The 24,244-nt window shown below is 40.4% G+C and carries 19 protein-coding genes; 6 read left to right on the plus strand and 13 right to left on the minus strand.

The window, feature by feature from the left end:
* Positions 1-222: 222 nt before the first annotated feature.
* Positions 223-4,491: a two-partner secretion domain-containing protein gene (locus tag PNEUHYL_RS03440; protein WP_059365871.1), complete on the plus strand. Its 4,269-nt coding sequence runs from the start codon at positions 223-225 to the stop codon at positions 4,489-4,491.
* A gap of 583 nt (positions 4,492-5,074) precedes the next feature.
* On the opposite strand, the gene PNEUHYL_RS03445 is transcribed toward PNEUHYL_RS03440, so the two are convergent.
* The gene (locus PNEUHYL_RS03445; RefSeq protein WP_059365872.1) at positions 5,075-6,712 is read right to left on the minus strand and encodes a ShlB/FhaC/HecB family hemolysin secretion/activation protein; all 1,638 of its coding nucleotides are present in this window, start codon (positions 6,710-6,712) and stop codon (positions 5,075-5,077) included.
* Between the two features lie 128 nt (positions 6,713-6,840).
* Between PNEUHYL_RS03445 and metH the strand changes: the two genes are divergently transcribed.
* From metH to PNEUHYL_RS03470, 4 genes are all read left to right on the plus strand, one after another.
* Positions 6,841-10,533, plus strand: coding sequence for a methionine synthase (gene metH / locus PNEUHYL_RS03450; RefSeq protein ID WP_059365873.1), 3,693 nt, complete (start codon positions 6,841-6,843; stop codon positions 10,531-10,533).
* Positions 10,534-10,786: 253 nt separating this feature from the next.
* A complete protein-coding gene (locus tag PNEUHYL_RS03455; protein ID WP_059365874.1) occupies positions 10,787-11,734 on the plus strand; it encodes a retron St85 family effector protein in 948 nt (315 codons plus the stop codon).
* Entirely contained in the window at positions 11,735-12,625 is an 891-nt protein-coding gene (locus PNEUHYL_RS03460; protein WP_059365875.1) for a retron St85 family RNA-directed DNA polymerase, read from the plus strand.
* Positions 12,626-13,078: 453 nt separating this feature from the next.
* Positions 13,079-13,543, plus strand: a complete 465-nt coding sequence (locus tag PNEUHYL_RS03470) for a hypothetical protein (RefSeq protein WP_059365876.1) — start codon at positions 13,079-13,081, stop codon at positions 13,541-13,543.
* Positions 13,544-13,610: 67 nt separating this feature from the next.
* On the opposite strand, the gene PNEUHYL_RS03475 is transcribed toward PNEUHYL_RS03470, so the two are convergent.
* The 4 genes from PNEUHYL_RS03475 to PNEUHYL_RS03490 are packed head-to-tail and all read right to left on the minus strand — an operon-like array spanning position 13,611 to position 16,741.
* A complete protein-coding gene (locus tag PNEUHYL_RS03475; protein WP_059365877.1) occupies positions 13,611-14,348 on the minus strand; it encodes an ABC transporter ATP-binding protein in 738 nt (245 codons plus the stop codon).
* Between the two features lie 13 nt (positions 14,349-14,361).
* Positions 14,362-15,333, minus strand: coding sequence for a FecCD family ABC transporter permease (locus PNEUHYL_RS03480; protein ID WP_059365878.1), 972 nt, complete (start codon positions 15,331-15,333; stop codon positions 14,362-14,364).
* A gap of 27 nt (positions 15,334-15,360) precedes the next feature.
* Positions 15,361-15,936, minus strand: a complete 576-nt coding sequence (locus PNEUHYL_RS03485) for a L,D-transpeptidase family protein (protein ID WP_059365879.1) — start codon at positions 15,934-15,936, stop codon at positions 15,361-15,363.
* Between the two features lie 10 nt (positions 15,937-15,946).
* Positions 15,947-16,741: a TroA family protein gene (locus tag PNEUHYL_RS03490; RefSeq protein ID WP_059365880.1), complete on the minus strand. Its 795-nt coding sequence runs from the start codon at positions 16,739-16,741 to the stop codon at positions 15,947-15,949.
* Between the two features lie 187 nt (positions 16,742-16,928).
* Between PNEUHYL_RS03490 and PNEUHYL_RS03495 the strand changes: the two genes are divergently transcribed.
* A complete protein-coding gene (locus tag PNEUHYL_RS03495; RefSeq protein ID WP_059365881.1) occupies positions 16,929-17,267 on the plus strand; it encodes a helix-hairpin-helix domain-containing protein in 339 nt (112 codons plus the stop codon).
* A 53-nt stretch (positions 17,268-17,320) separates the two neighbouring features.
* Here the strand turns inward: PNEUHYL_RS03495 and PNEUHYL_RS03500 are convergent, their stop codons facing one another.
* The 8 genes from PNEUHYL_RS03500 to rpsP all read right to left on the minus strand — a co-directional run bounded on the left by PNEUHYL_RS03500 (position 17,321) and on the right by rpsP (position 24,089).
* The gene (locus tag PNEUHYL_RS03500; protein WP_059365882.1) at positions 17,321-17,788 is read right to left on the minus strand and encodes a surface-adhesin E family protein; all 468 of its coding nucleotides are present in this window, start codon (positions 17,786-17,788) and stop codon (positions 17,321-17,323) included.
* Between the two features lie 35 nt (positions 17,789-17,823).
* Positions 17,824-18,564 (minus strand): pyruvate formate lyase 1-activating protein, encoded by a 741-nt coding sequence (gene pflA, locus PNEUHYL_RS03505; protein ID WP_059365883.1) that lies wholly within the window; start codon positions 18,562-18,564, stop codon positions 17,824-17,826.
* A 127-nt stretch (positions 18,565-18,691) separates the two neighbouring features.
* Positions 18,692-21,004: a formate C-acetyltransferase gene (gene pflB, locus PNEUHYL_RS03510; protein WP_059365884.1), complete on the minus strand. Its 2,313-nt coding sequence runs from the start codon at positions 21,002-21,004 to the stop codon at positions 18,692-18,694.
* A gap of 52 nt (positions 21,005-21,056) precedes the next feature.
* The gene (focA, locus tag PNEUHYL_RS03515; protein ID WP_059365885.1) at positions 21,057-21,908 is read right to left on the minus strand and encodes a formate transporter FocA; all 852 of its coding nucleotides are present in this window, start codon (positions 21,906-21,908) and stop codon (positions 21,057-21,059) included.
* 191 nt (positions 21,909-22,099) lie between these two features.
* Positions 22,100-22,450 (minus strand): 50S ribosomal protein L19, encoded by a 351-nt coding sequence (rplS, locus tag PNEUHYL_RS03520; RefSeq protein ID WP_059365886.1) that lies wholly within the window; start codon positions 22,448-22,450, stop codon positions 22,100-22,102.
* Between the two features lie 24 nt (positions 22,451-22,474).
* On the minus strand, positions 22,475-23,224 hold the full coding sequence (gene trmD / locus PNEUHYL_RS03525; RefSeq protein ID WP_059365887.1) for a tRNA (guanosine(37)-N1)-methyltransferase TrmD: 750 nt from the start codon (positions 23,222-23,224) through the stop codon (positions 22,475-22,477).
* Between the two features lie 57 nt (positions 23,225-23,281).
* Complete coding sequence (gene rimM, locus PNEUHYL_RS03530) at positions 23,282-23,809, minus strand: ribosome maturation factor RimM (RefSeq protein ID WP_059365888.1); 528 nt, start codon at positions 23,807-23,809, stop codon at positions 23,282-23,284.
* Between the two features lie 31 nt (positions 23,810-23,840).
* Positions 23,841-24,089 carry a 30S ribosomal protein S16 gene (gene rpsP / locus PNEUHYL_RS03535; RefSeq protein ID WP_005540791.1) on the minus strand — a complete coding sequence of 83 codons (249 nt, stop codon included), beginning with the start codon at positions 24,087-24,089 and terminating at the stop codon, positions 23,841-23,843.
* Positions 24,090-24,244: the final 155 nt, after the last annotated feature.

The raw sequence follows: 24,244 nt of genomic DNA on the forward strand, positions 1-24,244 counted from the left end.
ATTAAATTTTGTGATACTCATCACAAAATTTACATTTTTATTGAAACATGTCACCAAATTTTAATGTGGAGGTGATATAACATACGCGGTGTACCAAATGATGGTTTGGTTTTGTTAAAAATAGGCACAATCACATCATAAATTGTCGTGATTTAGCTTCCGGTGGCAAATATCACTAATAGTGTTTGTCGATTCAAGTTCCCCTTATTTTTTGGATATATTATGAAGAAAATGTCTCCTTCCAAAATTACAATTGCATTATCTCTATGCTATGTAACTCCGTTCAGCTACGCTGATATTCAATCCGCTAATGGTAATACTCAAGTTGCCCGTCAACAAGGTGTGGAAATTATTAATATTGCTACGCCAAGTCAGTCGGGGCTGTCACATAACCAATATAATAAATATAACGTAGATAAAGCGGGTGCAGTTTTAAATAATGCTCAGCAAAATGCTCAAACCCAGTTAGCCGGTCAGGTTTCTGCCAACCCAAATTTAAGAGGGCAAGCGGCAACGGTTATTCTTAATGAAGTGGTGAGCCGTAATCCTTCACATATTGCCGGTAAACAGGAAATTGCAGGGCAAAAAGCGGACTATGTATTAGCTAACCCGAACGGTATCAGTGTTGATGGCGGTGGTTTTATTAATACACCAAGAGCATCATTAGTCGTTGGTAAAGCAACGGTTGAAAGCGGTAAATTAACCGGCTATCAAGTGGATGGCGAAAATCGTTTAACCACTCAAGGTGAAATATCTGGTGCATCAAATATTGATTTAATTGCTCCAACAGTGAATATTTCCGGCAAAATTCAGGCTAAAGACGGTAGTGTTAATATTTTACAAGGTCGTAATAAAATTGAACGTGCGGATGATGGTCAATTAACCGTTAGTGTACTACCACAGCAAGAAAAAGTATTAGACGGCACAGTCGCAGGTAGTATTCAAGCGGGGCGTATTCGTATCCATTCAACAGACGAGCGTGCTAGTTTAGAGGTTACCGGTAGCAACTTAACCGCGAAGCAAGTGACAGTAACTGGCGGTAATGTGAAATTAAATGGGAAGATGGTTAACAATACTGCTTCTTCCTCTAAAAATATTAGTGATAAGGATCGGCTTGTCGGTAAAGGTAAATTACGTAAAGACACTCAACAGTTTGATAAAACCTATGTGAATGCGGATTCTGCGACTGTGGTTGCGTCTAATCACTTGACATTAGAGGGTGCAGATATTCAAGCTAAAGATGTAGTATTAGTCGGTGGAAAAACCCATTTAGGCACGGTAAAAACGAAAGAAAGAACTATATCATCTGAAGATCGTGCAAAAGGAAATGCAAAAATATCCGAAAGTTCATTTGGTACGACTGAAAAGGCTCACAGCACAAAAATTGTATCGGATAATCTTAAACTCATTGCAACAAATGGAAAATTAACAGGTGATGCGTCTAAGATTAATGCTAAAAATCTTGTTTTACACGGTGAAAAAGGGATTACGTTCCAAGGAGTAACAGAACAGAGCTACTATGCTGATTCTTCAACCTTTAAAAATATTTCGTCTAAACGTAAGACCGGTAAAAGTTCACAATCTGCAGCTACTCAGAATTATGTGGCAAGCGAATTGAATGTGAAAGATAATTTGATTATTTCAAGTGGGGCAGATATTCAATTTGCAGGAACAATTGGACGTATTGATGGTGATGTGGTTGTTGCAAATAATGGGGAACTTCAGTTCAAGTCAGAGGAAGTTAAAAATAGTCATAATGTTGATGATAAAGAAAAATACTGGGGAGGTTTAGCAGGCTCGAAAACCTTGGTTTCTACCCGTAATGATAGAGAGCAGCACGGAGCGGATTTTACTGTACAAGGGACAATTTTAGCTGATGCTAAGAAAGGAGTGAATATTTCAGGTAGCCGGGTCATTGCAGGTAAAGATGCGTTAGTTAAAGCGAATGAAGGGAGCCTGCAATTAGATTCTGTAGAAAACTTCAGCTCTTATCAAGAACAAGGTCGTATAGGGACAATTTTCAATATTACGAAAGAGCGTACTAAGGGCTATAAGGTTGTTTCTACCCAACAGGGGGCAGTTTTACGTTCTCAGTCCAATTTGAAATTAGTTACCGATAAAAATGTAGATATTATTGGTAGTCGCATACAAGCTGGTGCCGTACTTGATATTGTTGCCGGTGGCGATATTAATATTCAAGGCAGCCGAGACTATTTATCCCAAAATCATACCCAATCAGGTATTGGGTTTACCACTAAAGTGGAAAAACCAACATTATCGCTGGATAAAGAAGGCGTTGTAAAATCTTCCGTTGATCTTCTTGTCAATGTGATTGAGGGTAAGGTTAAACGTGATGAGTTCGCTAAAAATTTAGTGAGTAATGTCAAAGACAATTTGAAGTTTAAAGGCGAAGCTAGCGCCACTCTCGGTTTTTATAAACATAATAAATCATTGATGGAAGGTACGTATACCGTATCGTCAGTGAGCGGTGGTGAAACCAATTTAGCCGCTAATAATGTAAATATAGCGGGGAGTAAAGTGTCTGCAACAAAGACCGATTTGAATATCAATGCAAACAATGTCAATACGCAGGCACAGCATAATTCTGCGACTTCTACGAAGAAAAATACGGATGTAGGGATTACTAATACGGTAACCGTAACCGAAAGCGGTATTACAAATAAACTCTCATTAGGAATCCAACATTCACAAGCCAATAGTTCAACAACTTCCGCACAAGGCAGTCAATTATCTGCTGCTAATAATCTGAATATCAATGCAAATCAAGCCATTAACCATAACGGTTCACAGCTTAATGCCGGACAGAATATAGCTGAAAACGCACAAAATGTGAGTCATAAATCGGAAAAAAATACAGAAAACAGCAATAAGAAAAATGTTGATGTTGGCTTAACCTTAACGACCTCCCTTGATAAAAACAAAGTTGTAAGTGGTAGCCTTGTATTGGGAGCTTCGGGTGGTCGTGAGCAAAGCTCTGCGACAAATGCTCAAAGTACGACTATAACTGCAGGTAAAAATGTAAACGTGAATGCCAATCAACTAACTGATATAGGGACACAATATCAAGGTGGTGGCGATGTAAATCTCAACTCACAGTCGCACAATATTCAATCGGCTCAAAACACCAAGCAGAATGATAAATTAAATGCGGGGGTTACTATTGGGGTTAGTGCCAGTACAAAAGATTTTGCAAGTGCAAATGTTGGGGTAAATGCAGGCATTCATTTCCAAAAAGATCAGAGCAATTCAACAACAGCTCATAAAGCAAATGTACAGGGGGATAATGTTAATATCACCACAGGGACATTAAACAGCCAGGGGGATATTTCGGCAACACACAATGTGAATATCAATGCTGATCAAGCAAACTTTACTCAATCGCAAAATACTAGTAGCCATAAAGGAGGGGGTTTTACCCTTAATGTTGGTGTTGGTGCGATTGTCGTTCCAGCTGCTGGTGCAGCAGTACCATCTGTCGATGTAAATTTCACGGCTAATGGGCATAAAGGTAAGCGTACAGATGCTGTCTCGCATAATGTTCAAAGTGGCAACAATGTGGGTATTCACGGTAAAGAGGGTGTGAATTTACAAGGAACAAATGTTGTGGCAGGCAATAATGTATCGATCACTGGCGAAATCGTCAACGTACAGCCAGGTAAAAGCCAAGTACAGGATCTCAATGTAAGTGTTGGTGGCGGAGTAAGCGTCGGTGCAAATACCTCTAGTCTTGGCATTAACGGCAATGTGAACGTACAACACGAAAACAGTACCACTCATCAAGGTGTGTCGATCAACGGTCAAAACGTGAACATTCAAGCTAATAATGGTGTGAATTTAACCGGTGTAAGCTCAAACAGCACCGACCTTAACCTCAATAGTGGCAAAGGTGATGTGATCTTAAATGCGGCGAAAAACAATGTGAACAAAACTGGAGTGGATGTCGGTTTATCACTGAGTGGTGGCATTAGCGAGAATAAATGGACGCCGGCAGAAGGCTCGGGAAAATTAAATGTTGATGTGGTGCGTAATGAAACTCACACGACAACTGATTTGAATGTTCAAAATGCCACAATCTCCGGTAATAATGCCCATTTTAACGGCAGTAGCATTAATGCGGAAAATATGAATAACAATCTTACAGGTAGCATTACCACTACTCCGGTTACTGATAAAATCAATGAAACCAGCGTTCATCTTTCTGCGAACGGTAGTGGTAAATTTACTCCATATCCGGCGGATAAATGGACTGAAAGTGTTAAGAAGGATTGGGATAACGGCACAATCGCAGGCGTGAAAGCCGATGTGAATGTGAAAGTAGATTCCACCAAAACCGAAACAATAAAACAAGGCGGGATTAATCAGGAGAAACCTCAAGTAGTCAAAGACAAGGTGGTGAAAACCAATGTTGTTTTAACCACCAAAAAGAAAGAACAGCTTCTCAATATGATGAAAGCCAGAAGACGCAGATAATCATTATTTTCTAAAGAACGAAAATTGGCTAAGGAAACTTAGCCAATTTTTTTGTTTTGATCATGGTTTTCATTTACTGGCTTATTTAACCTCTGTACAGAGCTATTGCTTGCTTTTAAGGAATATGTTTCATATTAATTTGAGTACCAGAAATGCGCTAAGATTCGTGGTTAGCCACGGTTTTTATACCGACAGATTTAGCGACGCACAGGAAAGTGCGGTCAAAATTTCGGAAGAAATTTATCGCTCATTATTAACTAGGATTGGAAAGAAAATAAATTACTACGGAAAGTAATAGTTAGCAGGCGAATTGAATAGAGAGCTGACTTAGCGCAACTAAAAACCGTGCGGCTAAAGCTTATCACTACGAAAACTAACGGTCTTAAAGAGCAATAGCCGGTCGGTTAAAGCGACATGATTAAACGACTTCAAGAAAAATGCCTTAATCGGTGAAGTGATAACGCTATTCCCTACTTAACATTGATTAAATAGGGAACGGGTTCACTTATTAAGAATCAATGATTTTTTAGACCGCACTTTTCGTCAGAATAAAAGGTCGGCTTGCCGACCTTTTTACAACTGCTTAGAAAATATAGCTGATATTTGCATTAACACTACGCTCTTGCTGAATTTTATCTGCTTGAAACAGCCGTCCAGTCGCCCATTCCAGTTGCATTTGCCAATGTGGGTGAGTAGCTTTGATACCGACGGCATATCCGAAGGCTTTTTGGCTTTTCGCATCGCTGGCAGTGGTTTTTTGTATGCCGAAATCCACACCAAGGTAAGGTTCCAGTTGCCATTGATTGTATCGGTATAGCCACCCTATGTTATTTTGTAACACGAGATTTTTTTCCGCAGATTGAAAAAGATCATTAAAGCCCCGCACGGAATATCGCCCTAATAGATCCGCTTGTTTAATGGCAGGTAAATAATTTTTACTGTATTGTCCGATTAGGCGTGCGGATTGGTGAATAATTTGCGATTTTACTTGGTGATAATAGTGGAGCTGTAAATCCGAACGCCATAGGTTGAATTGCCCTTCAGGTTGATCCCGTCCTTGACTTGGCGTGGCATTCCACCATTTTAATCCCCGTTCGTAACTAAAATCAGCAATTAATGAACCGTTCGGAAAGAGTTGTAGATGATTGATACCAAATTGGGCTGTCGTCAGCGTTGGGCTTTGTAATAGAATCAGACTGTCTTGAAAATAACTTCTGTTTTTGCTTCGCTCAAGTTGGACGTAGAGAGAAGAGATAGAATTTGAATCCCGTTGGAACGTGTAATCTGTGCGGAACGCAATTTGCCAGTTTTTTCCGTTTTGTTGTGCTTTAAGATATTGTAACGGTACATCGGATTTAAAGGACGAAAAAGAACCAAAACTGCTGAATGTCCAATAGCCGTAAGGGATGGTATGAAAAAATGAGAGGGAGCGGCTGTAATTTCGATGAAACGATTTTAAGGTGTGGGCGGCATTCACATAGAGGGTATCGGATAAACCGAGCGGACTATCGAATTGAACCCCTGTTTTTGCCTGCCAACGTCCCGCACGTTGAGAGGCGAAATTATCCAACCCGATAAATCCACTAATGCGGGATTTTTCCTCATTAACAAAAGCGAGTTCGATTTCCCCATTTGTTGCCGGCAACACATCAACCGTCACTTTACTCCCCGGCATTTTATTGGCTTGATCAAGGGCTTGGTCTAAATCTTTAATATTAAGCGCCTGCCCCTCTACATTGGGTAATAAGGTCGAAAAATTTAATCGCTTGCTGTCGCCTGATATTTTACTCACCCGCCCTTCCGTTACTCGCATGGTGAGCGTTCCGCTGTGGTCGTTCTCAAATCGGAATGGATTGTAAATATAGCCTTTTTGTAAATAGGCAGCGGTGATGTCTTGGCTGAGCTGATTTAATCTCACTTCGTTTAAACATTCGTTCGGCTTTGGTGCAAACGTCGTTGGATCAATCAAGGTGAAACCGACAAAGCGCACACGCTCATAAGGCAAGCAAACTTGGGATAAATCGGAAACGGTTTCCTCTTTTTGTTTGGGTTGATATTGGTGTTGTTCTACCCAACGTTGCTGCTGCGCCTGTTGTAATTCTTCATTTCGGTTTTTGTTTTGCTGTTGAAAGCGGTTAAATTCAGTCGCTGAGGAAGTTATTACGTTGTTTGCCAAAGCGAACAAAGGACTGCAAAAGATAAGGGGGATAAGATATTTCATACGAGATCCTAAAATAAACTAAGCGTCTAATCATACTCTATATTTTGCTAGAGATAAAATTTGACAGCATTGTGACATCTTTCTATTATTTTTCTATTCCTCACCCTATTCATAAATAACGAGATAATATGTCAGAAAAAACAACCGCACTTTTAAAAACCGCCCTCGCCCAACGCATTTTAATTTTAGATGGTGCAATGGGGACGATGATCCAAAAATATAAGCTGACCGAAGCCGATTTCCGGGGCGAGCGTTTTGCCGATAGTCTGATTGATTTGCGTGGCAATAATGATTTACTGACCCTTACCCAGCCTTTATTGATTTCCGCCATTCACGAAAAATACCTTGAGGCAGGGGCAGATATTATTGAAACCAATACTTTCAGTGCGACCACCATTGCCCAAGCCGATTACGATCTGCAAGCGGTCGCTTATGAGCTGAATGTTGCAGGAGCGAGATTGGCGCGCCTTGCCGCTGATAAATATAGCACCCCCGAAAAGCCGCGCTTTGTGGCAGGGATTTTAGGCCCGACCAACCGCACTGCCTCGATTTCCCCCGATGTGAACGACCCCGGATTTCGCAATATTACCTTTATGCAATTAGTCGAAGCCTACTCCGAGGCAGCGCGAGGGCTGATCGAAGGTGGGGCAGATCTGTTGTTGATCGAAACGATTTTTGACACCTTGAATGCGAAAGCGGCAGCCTTTGCCATTGACACCGTGTTTGAAGAACTGGGCGTAGAATTGCCGATTATGATTTCCGGCACGATCACCGATGCATCGGGGCGTACCTTGTCAGGGCAGACGACCGAAGCGTTTTATAACTCCCTCCGCCACGTTAAGCCGATCAGTTTTGGCTTGAACTGTGCGCTCGGCCCGAAAGAGCTGCGTCAGTATATGGAGCAACTGTCGAAAATTTGCGAATGTTATGTGTCGGCACACCCGAACGCCGGCTTGCCGAATGCCTTTGGCGGTTACGATTTGGGCACAGCTGAAATGGCGGCACAACTCAAAGAATGGGCGCAAAGCGGCTTTTTGAATATTGTTGGCGGCTGTTGCGGCACAACACCAGAGCATATTAAAGCCTTTGCAGAGGCAATGGCGGGGATAAAACCTCGTCCACTTCCCAACATTAAAACCGCAATGCGTTTGTCGGGCTTAGAGCCGCTGACGATTGATGATGAAAGTCTCTTTGTGAATGTGGGCGAGCGGAACAATGTTACCGGTTCGGCAAAATTCAAACGCTTGATTAAAGAAGAAAAATTTGCGGAAGCGATTGAAATTGCGATCGATCAAGTGGAAAACGGGGCGCAGGTGATTGACGTCAATATGGACGAGGCATTGCTCGACAGCCAAAAATGTATGACCCGTTTTCTCAACATTATGGCGACCGAACCGGAAGCTGCAAAAGTGCCGGTGATGATCGACTCGTCAAAATGGGAAGTGATTGAAGCAGGTTTGCAGTCCATTCAAGGCAAAGGGATTGTGAACTCCATCTCACTCAAAGAGGGAGAGGAAAAATTTATCCGACAAGCCAAATTAGTCCGCCGCTACGGTGCGGCTGTGGTGGTAATGGCGTTTGATGAGGTCGGGCAGGCGGATACGGAAGAACGCAAGGTCGAAATTTGTACCCGTGCTTATCGGATCTTGGTCGATCAAGTCGGTTTTCCGCCGGAAGATATTATTTTCGACCCGAATATTTTTGCGATTGGCACGGGGATTGAGGAACACAATAACTACGGCGTGGATTTCATCAATGCGACAGGGCGGATTAAGCAAACCTTGCCGCACGCCAAGATTTCCGGCGGTGTGTCGAACGTATCGTTCTCATTTCGAGGCAATAATCCAATGCGTGAGGCGATTCACGCCGTGTTCCTCTATCACGCCATTAAGCAGGGAATGGATATGGGGATTGTCAATGCCGGGCAGTTGGCGATTTATGACGATCTCGATCCGGAATTGCGTGAAGTAGTGGAAGATGCAGTGCTAAACCGCCGCTCGGATGCAACCGAACGTTTGTTGGAGATTGCAGAAAAATACCGCAATCAGACCGCTTGCAATGAGGATAACAGCGTGGCGGAATGGCGGACGTGGGCGGTAGAAGAACGCTTAAAAAACGCCTTGGTGAAAGGGATCACCAATTTTATTATTGAAGATACCGAAGAAGCCCGCCGGCAGTTCAGCTCGCCGCTGGAGGTGATTGAAGGGCCGCTAATGGCTGGAATGGACGTGGTGGGCGATCTGTTCGGGGACGGCAAAATGTTCCTGCCACAAGTGGTGAAATCCGCTCGGGTAATGAAACAGTCGGTCGCCTATTTAGAGCCGTTTATCAATGCGACCAAACAAAAAGGCTCAAGTAGCGGCAAAGTAGTGATTGCGACCGTGAAAGGCGATGTTCACGACATCGGTAAAAATATTGTGAGTGTGGTGTTGCAATGTAACAATTTTGAGGTGATTGACCTTGGCGTGATGGTACCGGCGGATAAAATTATCGACACGGCGATCAGGGAAAAGGCGGATATTATCGGCTTGAGCGGCTTAATCACGCCGTCCCTTGATGAAATGGAGTATTTTTTGGGTGAAATGAACCGTCTCAACCTCAATATTCCGGTGATTATCGGCGGGGCGACGACTTCCAAAGAACATACGGCAATTAAACTTTACCCGAAATATCAACACGAAGTGATTTACACCACCAACGCCTCCCGTGCTGTAACCGTGTGTGCTGCCTTAATGAACCCCGATACCAAAGCGGAATTGTGGGCGAGAACGAAAAAAGAGTACGAGCAAATTCAACAGGCGTTTGCCAATAAAAAAGCACCCCGTAAACAGTTACCGATTGAGGCAGCACGGGCAAACCGTTTTGACGGGTTCAGTGGCGAATGGGCGGATTACCAAGTGCCTGTACCCAATCAAACGGGCATTATCGAATATAAAAATGTGCCGATTTCCACGCTGCGAAAATTTATCGACTGGTCGCCGTTTTTCCGCTTATGGGGCTTGATGGGTGGTTATCCCGATGCCTTTGATTACCCTGAAGGTGGCGAAGAAGCCCGCAAAGTTTATAATGATGCGCAGAAAGTGCTAGACGAGCTCGAACAAAACCGCAAACTCAACCCAAGTGGTGTAATGGGGATTTTCCCTGCTAACAGCGTGGGTGATGATATTGAAATCTACCAAAATGCTGACCGCACTTTAGTCGCAGGCAAAGCCTATCATCTTCGCCAACAAAGCGAACGAGGCAAAAACAGCAAAAGCCCGTACAACCTCTGTTTGAGCGATTTTATCGCCGACAAAGCGAGTGGAAAACAAGATTGGTTCGGAATGTTCGCCGTCTGCGCAGGCATTGAAGAACACGATTTAGTCGAAGGTTACAAAGCGGCAGGGGACGACTATAACGCTATTCTCCTGCAAGCGGTCGGCGACCGCCTCGCCGAAGCAATGGCGGAATATCTGCATTTTGAGCTACGCACCAAAGTGTGGGGATATAGCAAAGAAACCTTTGAAAACGACCGCTTGATCCGAGAAGATTACATCGGCATCCGCCCCGCCCCCGGATACCCAAGCTGCCCGGAACACACTGAAAAACAGATTATCTGGGATTTGCTTGAAGTGGAACAACGCATCGGAATGAAACTCACCGAAAGCTACGCAATGTGGCCAGCGGCCAGTGTTTGTGGTTGGTATTTCACCCACCCAGCTTCCAATTACTTCACATTAGGCAGAATTGATGAAGATCAAGCGAAGGATTATGCTAAGCGGAAAGGTTGGGGAGAGAAGGATGTAGAGAAGTGGTTGGGGTTAGAGGTGGTGATGAAGTGATCGTAGAGTGCGTTGCTAACGTACTTTGTAAATTTGATACTACACTTCATTTTATACTTTTATTAGTAAATATTTCAAACTATAATAGCAAACACTAATTACGCGTTTGGGTAGACATTTCTATCTATTGTCGGGCGGATCGCCAGACTGAATATTAATTGTTCCATTTATGGCGAGCTTAAGGAAAAATTTCCGCTCGCCCGCTAAACGGAAATTTTTCCTTAAGCTCGCTTATTTAGGTAGTTAGTAATATATGAATAATGCTAAAGATAAATTTCTTGAATTAATTAATCCAGACAAAACCCAAATTAAAGGAAAGCTACCCTTTATTTGGGTTTTTGGTTCTGGCGGTGATGATATAAAAAAAATAGAACAAATAAAAGATCCGCTAAACCCCGGGCATAAAGCATTTAAATTATATAACAGCATTCAATCTAACCGAGCAAAGTTTATTCAGTGGAGTAAAATTAACAAACATGATATTTCAGAATATTTAAGTGTTCCTGAAACATACCCAGAATGGTTAAATTTTAACAAATATTCTAATTTAGTAGATTTTGAATTAGATATTGTATCTATATCTTTAGGCACAATTATTTTTTCAGAAAGCATCGGAGCTTATACAGAAATTGGAATGTTTTCTTGCTTTCCTAAATTACATAAAAATATTTTAGTTATAGCACCTGAAAAATATATAAAAGATAGTTGTGAAAGTTTTTTTAACTATGGTGCAATTCGTAAAATAAAAGAAAATATGCTTTCTGATGAACTTATTAATGTTTGGGCGTTAGATAGTGGTATAAGTAATGATACCGAATCATACAATAAATTATTTCTAGATATATCTAATCATTTTTTAGATATTATTACTGCTAAAAACATAAAAATCAAATTTGATAAAAAGAATAGATATCATATAATTCTTTTGATATTAGATTTAATAGACTTATTTCCATCTCAAACAATACGTTTTTATAGAATAATATTAGAAAAATTTGGAATCAAACTAGTTAATGATGTTTTTAGGAAAATTATAACTATTTTAGAGTTGTTAGAGTTAATAATAATTAGACAATCTGGCAAAAATGTTTTATATAAAATCAACCCTTCAAAGTTATACACTAGCTGTCTAAATTATCAAGCGGATTCACCTAAGAAATTTGAGAGAGCTGATTTTAAAATAAAAATAAGGAAATACTAAATGTTACTCGAAAAATTGAGAAAATACTTTTCCCTTAATGAAACTGAAGCACTTAGTTTTATAAACTCAGCCCCTAACAGATATAAACGCTATAACATAAAGAAAAGACATGGAGGAGAAAGGGAAATAGCAGAGCCTACAAAAAGTTTGAAAACTCTCCAACGCTGGGTGTTAAACAAATTTCTTATAAATTTTGAGATTCACTCCGCAGCAGTAGCATATATCAAAAATAAAAATATTAAAGACTTTGTGTCACCACACGCTAAAAATAACTATCTTTTGAAAATGGACTTTAAAGATTTCTTTAACTCTATTAAAAGCCATGATTTTCAATATTTTTTAGAGAAAAGTAATATCACTTTAGATAAAGATGATATTAAGCTTATAACGAACATCTTTTTCTGTAAAAATAATGATGATCTTTATCTATCAATTGGAGCACCCACTTCCCCATTTATCTCAAATATAATAATGTTGGATTTTGACACAAGATTATCTGATTTTTGTGCTAAAAATGACATAGTTTATACTAGATATGCTGATGATTTGGCTTTTTCTACAAATACTCCTAATAAATTATCTCTTTTACCATTAGAAATAGAAAAAATCCTTGAAAATATTGATTGTCCCAAAAAATTGAAAATTAATAAAGAAAAAACAGTATTTACGTCTAGAAAACATAATAGAACTTTAACGGGATTAGTAATTTCTAATAATGGAGATATAAGTATAGGTAGAGAAAAAAAACGTCAATTAAGAGCTATAGCTCATAAAGCTAGTTTAGGGCTTTTAGAATCTATAGAAATTGAAAAGTTTAAAGGAATGCTTGCCTTTTTACTAAGCATAGATCCTGAATTATCCCGTTCTTTAAAGAACAAAGCCAAAATTTAAATTCCCTTTTCTTTTCCTATGACCTAATCTATCTAGGGACTTTCCCTAGATGGAACATAATGCTATATTTCTAGCATGCCTCAGCAGAACAACACTATACGAACTCACGATGTGAGCCTTAGGCCGTTATCAAACAGTCACTTTCATTTAAAACTTTGTAAAACCACCTCAGCCTTATCAATTTTATTCTGTTCATAGTATTTCTCTATAAGACCTTTTTATAATTATCCTTAATATGCAACAAATTATTATTTTCTTGGATATTTTCAGGGATTTTAAAGATAACTTGAGAATATACATATCGTTAACGCCTACTCAATGGGTAATATCGTTCAGTGTTGTGAAATTTTCCTATAAATAGGAATCAGCTTCCAATCGTCTATTTTCTCCAACTTGCACTCTCCCCAATTTCCGCTATCATACGCATCTATTTCCTATTATTCATTTTTGACGATGAACAAATTTAAATTACTTATCCTTTCGGCTATGGTCTTCGTACTCTTTTCCTGTACCACACAGTCACCGAAGAAACCCATTAAAACCCGTTTCTTAAAAGAAAATATCACCCAAGCAGAGCTAAATAATCCAACGGCTTATAAACGCTATGACTATACTTGTCAAAACAGAGAAACCCAGTCCACTTCTTATTTAACAACCTATTTCCCGCTGTCGAGAGAGAGCCGTTTGAAAGAGAATTTTGGGATCTATTTTCAATTAGATGGGGGTAAAGCAGTACCATTTGATCATATTGAAAACCGAGCTTTAAACACCCGAGGTTCGAGATTTGAGGTGATTTATCGCTCTTATCAGCCGATTGAGGGGAGCGTTGTGGATTTAGTCGCACGTCAGCATAGTTCGACTTATTATAAAAACGATCAAGGCTCTCGAGTGCGTTGGCTGAGTTGTAAAGAAGGTTAGGCGGTTGCATGGTTGATTTGAAAATTGGAAATCGGCTTTCCAATTTTAAAAATCTAAGAAGTTGGGATCAGCGTTCCAACTTCTCTACGCAAAACATCTCTTTTTTTTCTAAATCAAATTTGGCACGTACGCCAAGGGCTTTCGCAAGATTTTCCGCATTTAACACCGCTTGCGTTTCGCCGTAGGCGAGTATTTTCCCTTTATCAAGCAAAATCACGTCATCACAAAATTTATATGCCAGTGGTAAATGATGGATTGCCACCACGCACGTCTGTTTGGGTGTGAGGGATTTAAGCTGCTCCATAATGTCGAGCTGATAATAAGGATCGAGCGAAGCGATTGGCTCGTCAGCAAGCAGTAATGGGGCATTTTTAATACAGCAACGTGCCAGTTGTACACGGGCTTTTTCACCGCCTGAAAGTTGCTGAAAGGGTTTATCCAATAAGGCGGAAACAGAAAATCTGTCTGAAATCGACCGCACTTTTTCCTGCTCATACTTGGGCTTGAGCGGGAAAGGCAAACCTAACGCAATCACGTCATAGGCGGATAAGTCCCATTGAATAGCAGTATTTTGTGCCAGATATGCCAACTGCTCGCTTTTTTGGCGGGCGGTCATTTCGCTTAATTTGCAAGCATTTAGCCAAATCTGACCGCTTACAAAGGGTAAGATCCCTGCAATACTTTTCAACAGCGTGGATTTTCCCGCCCCATTTGCCCCCATTATGCCGACCAATTTTCCTTTGGATATATGGCAACTGACGTCGGTTAAAGCATAAGCTAGGGTTAAATTGTCGATTTTAATCATTGCGTTACTCCGTTTAGCCGGCGAGTTTGCGTTGTTGAGTCAGTAAAATCCAGATCAGGCAAGGGGCACCAATAATAGCGGTGAGCGTGCCGATATAGATATGGGAGAAGAGTGGGAGGTATAACACGCATAAGTCAGCGATCAATAACAATAATGCCCCGATTAACGCACTGGTCAAATAGAGTTGGGACGGACGTTTTTTGAGTAATATTCGGGCTAAATGGGGGGCGATTAAACCGATAAAGCCGATTGTGCCGGTTTGCGGAATGGTTGCCCCGACCAATAACGCTACGCCGAGTGCGGTGATGAAAAAGCTCCGTTTGGGGTTGATGCCCATTGTGGCGGCGGTTTCTTCGCCAAAGGTGAGAAAATCCACATAGCGGCGTTGCTGAAAAATGCAAAGTATACCGAGTAATATAATCGGTAACGACCACAATAGTGTCTCCCTTTTTGCCCAAACCAGCGAGCCTTGTAACCAGCGGTAGAGTTCTGCCAATGCCCACGGGCTGTCAGCGTTCGAGAGCAATAGGGCGATTGCTGAGCCTAACAGCATATTGACTGCCACACCGCTTAAGATCATCACTGTTGAGCCTTGTTTGCGGGCGATCATATAAACCAGCATAAAGCTGGCTAATGCGCCCAATACGCCCCCCATCAGCAATAGCACGGCGGGAAGAGAAAAATAGTAGAGTAGAAAAACGCTGGTGGTGGTTGCCCCGTTGGCACTGCCGAGTAAACCGGGGCTGGCAAGGGGATTTTGGAAAATGCCCTGCATTGCATTGCCGGCTAGGGCTAAACTTGCCCCTGTCAGCACAGCCAATAAAATGCGGGGGAGGCGAATATCCCATATCACTAATGAACGCATATCGCTGATAATACCGTCCGCGTTGCGTAATGCGCTGAAATGATGAAGTTGGTAATTGAGAGCCAACACCACAATCAATATTAAAAGTATAAACAATAATAGGTTAAGATATTTTTTCATTTAAAGTGCGGTCATTTTAATTTACGTTTATGGGCGAATATCAATTTCAGCATTGTGTATCACGGCATTAAATAGTTCATCAATTTCCTCATTAGTTACGGCAATACAGCCATCGGTCCAATCTTTGCGTAAATGTTGGCGACCAATATCAAAGGATTTATTGGGTAATCCGTGAATTTTTATTAATCCGCCGGGCGATTTTCCTTGAGATTGGGCATAGGCTTTATCGGTAGAATTGGGGTATGAAATGCCTAAATTTTTGTGATAATGACTATTGGCATTACGTTCGTTAATACGATAAACCCCCTCCGGTGTTTTTTTATCCCCTTCAAATTGCTTATGTCCCACCGGTGATTTGCCAAGAGAAATCGGGTAAATTTTCACAAGTTTATCTTGATGATATGCCCACATTTGCCGTTCACTTTTCATCACAACTAATCGGGTAATCGGCGTATTTTCGGGTAATGGTTGCGTATTTAAAACCTGTGGATTGGCTTCTTTTTCGCCTTTTAAAATACTGTCGGGCATTGATTTTAGCATTAAAAAAGCCACACCACCAATAATCACAACAAATAACAGTACAATGGATATTATTTTCTTCATTTCGCTAGCCCTAATGTAAGGTGTTGTATTGGTTATAAATCAGTTCTGCCCCCTGCCACACGCCGTGATCAAAACAATAGGTGTATTTCATTGGAATACGAAAGTGCGGTCGGTTTTGAAAAAGTTTTTGTAAAATCGGATGATTAAGTAACGCCGCTTGTTGGTTATAACTTTGTTTATCTGAGATTTCAATCAGTACATTCGGCTGGGAAAGCAACATTCTTTCGAGAGAAAAATTTTGTGCAGTGAGCAGCATTTTCAGCGGGGTTAATCCAAGCACATTAAGCAACGTGGAATATTGTGGAAAATCACTCTCCGCTACGCCTGTATCAGAAAGCATTAAGGTATCGGTAAAAGATAGATTTAACTTAAAATTCTTTAATTGCAATGTTTTTACCAAATGCGTTGCATGAATTTCATTACCGGTGATTTTGCCCAGCTTCAATATCAACGCGAAGAGTTCATCGGGTGTTTGCGGAGTATCGTTAAGGGGGATAATATTTGCTCCCAGTTTTTTCAAATCCTGTACAAGCTGAGGATAAAATGTTTCGTTGATAAATATAGTTTTGTCTAAATAAGGTAATAAAACGGCTAGCTGCGGCTCAAGAGCGGGCTTATCGGTGTTCACTTTGTCTAACATCATCAACGGTTTTTTAGAGTAGGCGGACATTGCTGCGATTTGCTCCGGGCGGGCAATGTCCAGTAACAGGCGATCGCTACACAGGGTCAAGGAGACAAACTGTTCTGCCCGTGCCGTTGCCATCGCAAAAAAAAGGGCGGTTGAACAAACTAAAAATTTAAACATAGCATACCAATTTTGATACTAAATCAATGGCGACCATTATTCATAAACAGCCGTTTTTATTTCATAACACCTAAACTTTTCGAGCATGATCGCAAAAGGGCGGTTGATTTCTTGTTTATTTTCATGGAAATAGAAAAAATATTGGTGTTGATTTTATCAACATTTTCATCATTAACAAGGAAACACTATGAAATTAATTAAAACCTTAATTCGCACACTCCTTTTAGGAAGTGCATTAATTAGTGCAAGCTCATTTGCAGAAGAAAAAACTGTGGAGCCTACGGCTACACAAACCGAGATTACCGAAAATGTGCTCTCAAAAAATATAGGCGATAAACTCAATATCAATACGGCAACGGCAAGTGAAATTCAAAAATTCTTAACCGGTATTGGGGCGAAAAAAGCAGAAGCAATCGTGCAATATCGTGAAAAATACGGTAATTTCACTACAGCCGAGCAACTGCTTGAAGTGCAAGGGATTGGCAAAGCAACCCTTGAAAAAAATCGTGATCGCTTAACTTTTTAAATATTGAAATATGCAAAGGTCGCAGATGAGCGACCTTTTACTATCTAACTAGATTATTTACTGTAATTCACACAAATAATCTGTGCTGCATTATAAAGCGTGGTTTTGGGTATTAAACGAATACTATACTTCTCTTGTTTTTTCGGTGCGGCACGTAGCCCCTCTCCCCAAAACTCATCATAAAAATCAGTGCGTACTTGTGTTAGGCGATAATTTTTACAATTTAAAATTTTATATTGGCGAACAGAACGTGCATAGCGTTTCGATTCTTTTGGGTAAACATATAAACCTTGGTCTAAATTAATTACTGCGTCAAAATGCACTTCTTTAGGTTCTTCGTTATCAACCCAAATAGAATCCGTATCTATGTAATAAGTCACATCTTTCACCAAGCGCACATATCCCTGGCGATCTTGCGTTGGCGGTGTCAGTTTAACATTCTGAAACGCTGTATTTTGTTGCGAGTGGATAGAACAAGCGGTCAGTAACAGAATAGGAAAGGCCAAAATCAGTTTTTTCATCATTTCCTCCTTAGATTTAATGAGTTTATCTTCAATTAGAATTTAACAATATGTCCGTAACCCTCTAAAATTGATTTAATATGTTCCAACGATTCACGTGTCGGCGGCATTACATCTTCAAGCTCATAATCAAAACCGAGTGTTTTCCATTTATGCGCCCCAAGACGGTGATAAGGCAATAGCTCAACTTTTTCAATATTTTCCATTCCTTCAATAAATTGTCCAAGCAGATGGACATCATGATCACTGTCTGTATAACCCGGAACCACTACATAGCGAATCCAGGTTCTTTGATTACGTTTTTGCAAATATTTAGCAAATTCCAGCGTTCGTTTATTAGGTACACCAATCAAATTCTGGTGAACCTGATCATTTAATTCCTTCAAATCGAGTAAAACAAGATCGGTAACATCCAAGAGTTCATCAATCACGGGATCATAATGACGGACAAAACCATTGGTATCAAGACAAGTATTAATCCCCTCTTTTTTACAAGCACGGAACCAGTCCCGTACAAATTCCGCCTGAAGAATCGCCTCACCACCTGATGCCGTCACACCGCCACCCGTTGCATTCATAAAATGACGATAACTCACCACTTCTTTCATTAGCTCGTCAACACTGATTTCTCTACCGCCATCCAAATCCCAAGTATCTCGGTTGTGACAGTATTTACAACGCATAAGACAGCCTTGCATAAATAAAATAAAACGAATGCCCGGACCGTCTACCGTACCACAAGACTCAAATGAATGAATTCTTCCTAAAACAGACATAATAAACTCACAATTAAAAATATAGCTAAATTTTATCAGAATATACAATAATAAAAAATGAGCCTGATTTCACTCAGGCTCACTATTTCGATATTTCCGCTAAAGTGCGGTCAATTTTTTCAAAATTTTACATGGTTTCCGTAAAGGTACGGGTAATCACGTCTTGTTGTTGCTCTTTAGTCAAAGAGTTAAAACGCACCGCATAGCCTGATACACGAATAGTTAATTGTGGATATTTATCCGGATTTTCCATTGCATCTAACAACATTTCACGGTTCAACACATTAACATTTAAGTGTTGGCCACCTTCAACTGTTGCTTCATGATGGAAATAACCATCCATCAAACCTGCAAGGTTACGACGTTGTGCTTCTGCATCTTTACCTAATGCATTTGGTACGATTGAGAAAGTGTAAGAAATTCCATCTTTTGCATAAGCAAACGGAAGTTTAGCTACAGATGTTAATGACGCTACCGCACCCTTTTGGTCACGACCATGCATTGGGTTTGCCCCAGGTCCGAATGGTGCACCGGCACGGCGACCATCCGGTGTATTACCTGTTTTCTTACCATATACCACGTTAGAGGTGATAGTAAGTACGGATTGAGTAGGTACTGCATTGCGATAAGTTTTGAGTTTTTGAATTTTCTTCATAAAGCGTTCAACCAAATCACACGCAATGTCATCTACACGGTTATCGTTGTTACCATATTGTGGATATTCGCCTTCGATTTCAAAATCGATTGCTACGTTAGAAGCAACAACATTCCCTTCTTTATCTTTAATGTCGCCACGGATTGGTTTTACTTTGGCATATTTGATTGCAGAAAGTGAATCCGCCGCCACAGAAAGACCAGCAATACCACACGCCATTGTGCGATATACATCACGATCATGTAATGCCATTAATGCCGCTTCATATGAATATTTATCATGCATATAGTGGATAATATTTAGCGCAGTCACATATTGTTTTGCTAACCAATCCATGAAACTATCCATGCGGGTCATTACAGTATCAAAATCTAATACTTCATCTGTAATCGGTGCAGTTTTAGGTCCAACTTGCATACCTAATTTTTCATCAACACCACCATTGATTGCGTATAGCAAGGTTTTCGCTAAGTTCGCACGAGCCCCGAAGAATTGCATTTGTTTACCGACAATCATCGGTGATACGCAACATGCGATTGCATAATCATCGTTATTGAAGTCAGGACGCATTAAATCATCGTTTTCATACTGAACGGATGAAGTATCAATAGAAACTTTTGCACAGAAACGTTTGAAGTTTTCCGGTAATTGTTCAGACCAAAGAATAGTAAGGTTTGGCTCCGGAGAAGTTCCCATATTATAAAGGGTATGCAAAATACGGAAGGTATTTTTGGTCACTAATGTACGACCGTCCAATCCCATACCGGCGATGGTTTCTGTTGCCCACATTGGGTCGCCGGAGAATAATTGATCATATTCAGGCGTACGTAAGAAACGCACCATACGTAGTTTCATCACTAAGTGATCAACTAATTCTTGTGCTTCCCCTTCCGTGATTTTGCCTGCTTTTAAGTCGCGTTCAATGTAAATATCAATGAAGGTAGCAGTACGACCAAATGACATTGCCGCACCATTTTGCGATTTAATTGCTGCTAAATAAGCAAAATACATCCATTGAATTGCTTCTTGTGCATTCGTTGCCGGATTAGAAATATCGTAGCCGTAACTTGCCGCCATTTGTTTCATTTGAGCAAGTGCACGGTGTTGCTCTGCGATTTCTTCACGTAAACGAATCGTTGCTTCAAGATCAATACCATTTTCAAGATTTTCTTGTAGAGAGGAGAATTGGGCGTATTTATCTTTCATTAAGAAATCGACACCGTAAAGTGCAACGCGGCGATAATCCCCGATGATACGACCACGACCATAAGCATCCGGTAAACCGGTTAACACACCGGATTTACGACAACGTAAAATGTCCGGAGTATAAACATCAAACACCCCTTGGTTATGGGTTTTACGATATTCGGTAAAGATTTTTTTCACTTCCGGATCAAGCTCGCGACCATAAACTTTACATGACCCCTCTACCATTTTGATACCACCAAATGGCATGATCGCACGTTTTAAAGGTGCATCGGTCTGAAGACCAACGATTTTTTCTAAATCTTTATTGATATAACCCGGTGCGTGAGAAATGATCGTTGATGGTGTATGCTCATCAAAGTCCAATGGGGCATGTGTGCGGTTTTCAATTTTAATCCCTTCCATAACGGTTTCCCAAAGCTTAGTTGTCGCTTCGGTCGGCCCTGCTAAGAAAGAATCGTCACCTTCATATGGTGTATAGTTTTTTTGAATAAAATCACGTACATTGACATTTTCTTGCCAATCACCGCCTGTAAAACCAGCCCAAGCAACTTTTTGTGCATCATTAAGTTCTGACATAGTCATTTCCTTTGTTAATTATTAAAAATAAACCCTTTCAATTCATTAATGGCTAATGAGATCTTGTCAAGTAACGTTGAAATAAGGCAACGCAAACTGCACCGCCTACAATATTACCCAACGTTACCGGTATTAAATTCTTTACAATAAAATTGTAGACATTTAAATCAGCGTATTTGTTCGCTTCAATGCCTAATTGTAGCCAAAATTCAGGACTACTATAATGTGCGGTCATAATTCCCATAGGAATCATAAACATATTCGCCACACAGTGTTCAAAACCTGATGCCACAAATAAGGCAATCGGCAAAATCATAATAAATGCCTTATCTACAACTGTCTTTCCCGAATAAGATAACCAAACCGCCAAGCACACCATAATGTTACATAAAATGCCTAAATTAAAGGCTTCAAACCAAGTATGATGAATTTTATGTTGTGCCACTGTAAGTATAGTTAGACCCCATTGACCGTTTGCAACCATAGTTTGACCGCCAAACCAAATAAGCGCGGTAATAATTAGACCACCGATAAAGTTTCCAAAATATACTGCAATCCAATTACGAAGCATTTGCCATGTTGTGATTTTACCAGCAATACGGGCAATAAATGTGATAGTGGATGAAGTAAAGAGTTCCGCCCCCAATAACACCACCATAATGACTCCGATAGAGAAAACTATTCCGCCTACCAGTTTAGCTAATCCCCATGATACTTCAACAAGTGCGGTCTGCGTGGTTGTATAAAATACAAATGCTAGTGCAATGCAAGCACCGGCACTGATACCCGACATAAAAGAAAGTAAAGGTCGTTTTCGAGCTTTATAAGTTGCGCTATCTTCTGCGAAATTTGTCGCTTCGATTGGAGTTAATGCTACTATTGAAGAATTTTTAACATCTGGCATAAAACACCTTATATAGAGCCTTCATTTTTAGTATTGTAGTTATAATTTGGAGACATTTTACTCTCTTAACTATTCTTTGCAATAAACATTAATAAACAAAATTTGATATTTTACAACTTTTGTTAAAGTTTTATTTTTTAATATAAAAAAAGCTTGGAAAAAACCAAGCTTTTATATTTTTTTCAGTGAAATTATTCACCCAAACGCTCTTTAATACGAGCAGACTTACCTGAACGCTCACGTAAGTAGTAAAGTTTCGCTTTACGTACCGCACCTTTACGTTTAACAGAGATTGAATCTACCGCCGGTGAGTGAGTTTGGAATACACGCTCAACACCTACGCCATTAGATACTTTGCGTAAAGTGAACGCAGAGTGCAAGCCACGGTTACGAATTGCAATAACCACGCCTTCGAATGCCTGCAAGCGGCGTTTGCTACCTTCAACAACCCATACTTTAACTTCTAAAGTATCACCTGGGCGAAAGCTAGGTACATTTTGTTTTAATTGTTCTTGTTCAAGTTGTTTGATAATGTTAGACATTTTTAATCCTTTGTTATCCTAGAATTAACTGATTTTACTGTTACGCTCGGTTTGCACCTGTTTTAACAGCCTACATTGTTCGTCAGTCAGAGCTAGGCTTTCTAAGAGCTCAGGGCGGCGGAGCCATGTTCGTTTTAGTGATTGTTTTAATCGCCACTTACGAATTTCTTCATGATGCCCCGACATCAGCACTGGTGGTACGGTTAAGCCTTCTAACACTTCCGGACGGGTGTAATGCGGACAATCCAGCAATCCGTCTGCAAAAGAATCCTCTTCTGCCGAAGCCTGCTTGCCTAATACACCAGGAATAAAACGGGCAATAGCATCAATTAATGTCATTGCCGGCAATTCTCCGCCGGTTAAGACGTAATCTCCGACTGACCATTCTTCATCAATTTCAGTTTCAATCAATCGTTCATCAATACCTTCATAACGACCACAGACCAAAATTAATTTTTGGTTTTGTGCTAATGTCGTTACACCGTTTTGATCAAGTTTACGTCCTTGCGGTGAAAGATAAATTACCTTTGCACCCTCTCCCGCAACCGCTTTTGCCGCATGAATAGCATCCCGTAAAGGTTGTACCATCATCAGCATCCCCGGACCACCACCATAAGGTCGGTCATCAACGGTTTTATGCTTATCATGCGTGAAATCACGAGGATTCCAACATTGCACCTGCAAGAGATTGTGTTTTACAGCTTTGCCGGTTACCCCAAATTCCGTAATCGCTTTAAACATTTCGGGGAATAAACTAATTATCCCAATCCACATGATTTGACCCTACTTTAGTTTAAAAACATACAGCATTACGTTTATGCATACTTGAGATTAGAAACCAGCGTCCCAATCCACTTCGATAGTTTTCGTGGTGAGATCGACTCTTTTAACTACTTGTTCATACAAAAACGGAATTAACCGTTCCTGTTTTCCAAAAGCATCTTTTGTATTTGCTTTAACCACCAAAACATCATTAGAACCGGTTTCCATCATCTCCGTTACCGTTCCCATAGTATAACCTTGAAGATTTACGACGGAACAGCCGATTAAATCATGCCAGTAATAATCGCCTTCTTCAAGCTCAGGGAAAACGGACAAATCCACACCGATTTCAATATTTGCTAAAACCTGTGCGGATTCACGATCATCCACGCCCTTCAGCTTAACAATCAGTTCGTGGTTATGATGACGCCAATTTTCAAGTTCTGTTGGTTGCCACTCACCCTTAATTTTTAAAAACCAAGGCTGATAGTCAAAAATGCTTTCAGCATATTCGGTTGATGAATAAATACGCAACCACCCACGAATACCGTAAGTTGAGCCTAATTTGCCCACAACTTCAATACGTTGTTGTTCCATATTTTTCACCTATCTCTCGTTTAAAAGCGAATTAAGCCGCTTTTTGAACTTCTTTTACCAAGCTCGCAACACGATCAGATAATGATGCGCCTTGACCTACCCAGTGGTTTACACGGTCTAAATCAATGCGAACACGTTCTGCTTTACCTTGTGCGATAGGGTTGAAAAAACCTACACGCTCAATGAAACGACCGTCACGCGGTGAACGGCTGTCAGCGACTACGATTTGATAAAATGGGCGTTTTTTAGCTCCGCCACGAGATAAACGAATGGTTACCATAACCTTCCTCTAAATGTTTGATTACTAAAAGAATATTTTCAAGTTCGAAAGACACTTAAAATATAACTTACTTTTTTCTCTGTATATATAGACAAAAAGCCCAAGGATTTTACACTTTTTGAACAAAAAGGCAAGTTAAAACAACGATGGAGAGA

Source organism: Rodentibacter caecimuris (assembly GCF_001019715.1).
GTDB classification, from domain to species: domain Bacteria; phylum Pseudomonadota; class Gammaproteobacteria; order Enterobacterales; family Pasteurellaceae; genus Rodentibacter; species Rodentibacter caecimuris.